We start from the raw sequence: 2,871 nt of genomic DNA on the forward strand, positions 1-2,871 counted from the left end.
TACTGATGGAGTCTGTCCGTGGGGTACAGGCCATCAAGCTTGCTAACAAGCAGGCCGACCGCAGCGCGCGTCTCGCAAATGCCACCCTAGAAATGGCGAGCCGCGACGTGGTGGTTCAGCGCATTGCACTGTCGTTCGGTGTGGTGAACCAATGCCTTTTCGGCCTACTGCGTGCATCGCTGATCGCGCTCGGTGCATATCCATCCAATTGATAGATAGTCCAGTCAATTGGTGTGGCTCGAGAAGCCGGTCCAGCAGCCTCCGCCCCAACCATGCTCTGACATAAGAGACATTATGCGAAATACGCAGAATCGCGAAAATGCGACTCCGTTGGCTGTGGCTGTGGTTGACATCGTGGCTACCATCCAAGGCACCTAGCGACAAGGAAATCGCAGCATGAACGACAGCTACGACTTCGACCGCCGACCGCCATGTTGGGAAGCCGGCAAGCCCTGCCCGAACCACTGCGCCCAGGCGCACGCACGACACGTGCTGGAGAACCACGTAGAGCTGTCCGGCCCATGGGCTGGCTGGCGTCTGGCCGGACGTGATCTAGTAGCACCATCAGGCGAACGGATCCCCGAACGCCGGCTGCGCGGTTTACTCTGGCGCGCCGATGCAACGGACTTACGTGACGCAACACGAAACCGGAACAAGGCTAGAAAAGCGCGTCAGCAGTCGATGGTGAAAGTTGTTGTCGTGGACCTCGCGACTTGGCGGGATCGACACTTCGGACGCATGGCCGGCTGAAGCGTCTACGCAGGGGCGTGGCCCCTGCACCCACAATGGAGCAGATGAAAAAGGGGGGGGACTATGGAGCGCCAAGAACCGATATTAGGAAAAGACACAGATGTAACGGGCCTGGAATTTAGACCAAGAACATACAGCGGGCCGACACGTAAAACAAAGGATGGCATGGAAGGCTGGCTAAAAGCAGTCATATCCGTGGTGGTGTTGATTGCCGCAGCGATGTGCCTAATTGAATGGAGCGCACGCCGACAGGCAGCCGCAATGACAAATGAAATACTGCGGCCAATGACACCAAGCGAAGAAGCCACGTTTAAAGCACAGATTTCAAAGTTCAATAAAGAAATGGAAATTGAATCGGCTGCTGAACTAGAGCGCACGAAAAGAGTTCTATGGCACGAAAAAATTCAGCCTGCCGTGTACACGCCGAGACCGCTAGGCGCCAGGGGAAAGATGCATGCAAGGAAGGCGACTACAGCGCATTGAAAACGGATGGCAACAGTTGCGAGATCCATGCTAAAGCGGCAAGTAATGCTAGATGACCGAAATAATACCCGTAGAACGCCCAGCGCGTGCGCGGCAACGCAATCGGCACTTCGCCGAGTCGCAGCATCGGGATCGCGAGCAACGACCAGGCGCTGCCGTTGTAGGCACATAGTGCCGCGGCTGGGACAGCAACGCAGCAGATGGTCGTGAGGATCGTTGGCCGCGGCGAGCGGAAATACCACCAAGCACCCAGCACAACGGCCAGGCCGGGCCACTGGTAATCGACTAAGAGCGGTGCAGGCAGCGCGCAAACAGCCAGCAGCACCCATCGCCTCCCCTGCACTGCGCGAACACAGCAGACAGCCAGCGCGAACGCACACAGGACGTTGAGCGGGAAGATCACACCGAAGGCCAGCCAGTACGCCGGCATCGCAGCAGCACCCCAGGCAAGCAACCGGCGCATCACCTTTGCGGTATCAGCGGCAGGCTGCGCCAGGTTGTAGGCCAGCACCATCGCGAACAGCGGGAACGCGACACGGCCAGCTTCGGAAACGACCGGGACATAGCCAAGCTCGAAGACCTTGACGACATGGTCGCCGGTCATTGCAAGCACGGCGATCCACTTGATGAGTTCGCGACCACCGCTGGTCATCACATATCGAGCGTGGTCGGCGGGGTGGCCGTGTCCGCTTTGTAACCTGGGGACTCGGGGAAAGTGCCTTGTCCCCTCGCCTTGCGCTCAATGACGCCACCGCGAGTCATCGGCATAGTCGTCGGGTTCTACCCCGATATCACGGACGGTTGTAAAAGAGCTGCAACTTTCTGATCCTGCTTGGCCGCCCTTCGCCGCATCCTTGGGTTGTGGACGCAATCGGCACTTCGCCGAGTCGCAGCATCGGGATCGCGAGCAACGACCAGGCGCTGCCGTTGTAGGCACATAGTGCCGCGGCTGGGACAGCAACGCAGCAGATGGTCGTGAGGATCGTTGGCCGCGGCGAGCGGAAATACCACCAAGCACCCAGCACAACGGCCAGGCCGGGCCACTGGTAATCGACTAAGAGCGGTGCAGGCAGCGCGCAAACAGCCAGCAGCACCCATCGCCTCCCCTGCACTGCGCGAACACAGCAGACAGCCAGCGCGAACGCACACAGGACGTTGAGCGGGAAGATCACACCGAAGGCCAGCCAGTACGCCGGCATCGCAGCAGCACCCCAGGCAAGCAACCGGCGCATCACCTTTGCGGTATCAGCGGCAGGCTGCGCCAGGTTGTAGGCCAGCACCATCGCGAACAGCGGGAACGCGACACGGCCAGCTTCGGAAACGACCGGGACATAGCCAAGCTCGAAGACCTTGACGACATGGTCGCCGGTCATTGCAAGCACGGCGATCCACTTGATGAGTTCGCGACCACCGCTGGTCATCACATATCGAGCGTGGTCGGCGGGGTGGCCGTGTCCGCTTTGTAACCTGGGGACTCGGGGAAAGTGCCTTGTCCCCTCGCCTTGCGCTCAATGACGCCACCGCGAGTCATCGGCATAGTCGTCGGGTTCTACCCCGATATCACGGACGGTTGTAAAAGAGCTGCAACTTTCTGATCCTGCTTGGCCGCCCTTCGCCGCATCCTTGGGTTGTGGCGTC

The 2,871-nt window shown here is 59.7% G+C and carries 3 protein-coding genes and 2 pseudogenes; 3 read left to right on the forward strand and 2 right to left on the reverse strand.

What is annotated here, in order from left to right; all coding sequences use genetic code 11:
• The 3 genes and pseudogenes from XANALMUS060_RS20850 to XANALMUS060_RS19275 all read left to right on the forward strand — a co-directional run.
• Positions 1 to 212 (forward strand): annotated as a pseudogene (locus tag XANALMUS060_RS20850) (peptidase domain-containing ABC transporter); the annotation flags it as partial.
• 184 nt (positions 213 to 396) lie between these two features.
• A complete protein-coding gene (locus XANALMUS060_RS21595) occupies positions 397 to 750 on the forward strand; it encodes a DUF3653 domain-containing protein (protein ID WP_200894100.1) in 354 nt (117 codons plus the stop codon).
• Between the two features lie 165 nt (positions 751 to 915).
• On the forward strand, positions 916 to 1,233 hold the full coding sequence (locus tag XANALMUS060_RS19275) for a hypothetical protein (protein WP_235430598.1): 318 nt from the start codon (positions 916 to 918) through the stop codon (positions 1,231 to 1,233).
• Here the strand turns inward: XANALMUS060_RS19275 and XANALMUS060_RS16845 are convergent.
• Both XANALMUS060_RS16845 and XANALMUS060_RS21035 read right to left on the reverse strand, forming a co-directional pair.
• On the reverse strand, positions 1,220 to 1,885 hold the full coding sequence (locus tag XANALMUS060_RS16845; protein ID WP_045739423.1) for a TraX family protein: 666 nt from the start codon (positions 1,883 to 1,885) through the stop codon (positions 1,220 to 1,222). The two genes, XANALMUS060_RS19275 and XANALMUS060_RS16845, sit on opposite strands and share 14 nt — an antisense overlap.
• Positions 1,886 to 2,111: 226 nt before the next feature.
• Positions 2,112 to 2,654: pseudogene (locus tag XANALMUS060_RS21035) on the reverse strand (TraX family protein); the annotation flags it as partial.
• Positions 2,655 to 2,871: the final 217 nt, after the last annotated feature.

Origin of the sequence: Xanthomonas sp. MUS 060 (assembly GCF_000963215.1) — a bacterium.
In the GTDB taxonomy this organism is placed as follows: domain Bacteria; phylum Pseudomonadota; class Gammaproteobacteria; order Xanthomonadales; family Xanthomonadaceae; genus Xanthomonas_A.

What these genes read in the sequence shown, in the direction of transcription:
- XANALMUS060_RS16845 (WP_045739423.1), bottom strand. Translation starts at nt 1,885, where the DNA reads ATGACCAGCGGTGGTCGCGAACTCATCAAGTGGATCGCCGTGCTTGCA.
- XANALMUS060_RS19275 (WP_235430598.1), top strand. Translation starts at nt 916, where the DNA reads ATGGAAGGCTGGCTAAAAGCAGTCATATCCGTGGTGGTGTTGATTGCC.
- XANALMUS060_RS21595 (WP_200894100.1), top strand. Translation starts at nt 397, where the DNA reads ATGAACGACAGCTACGACTTCGACCGCCGACCGCCATGTTGGGAAGCC.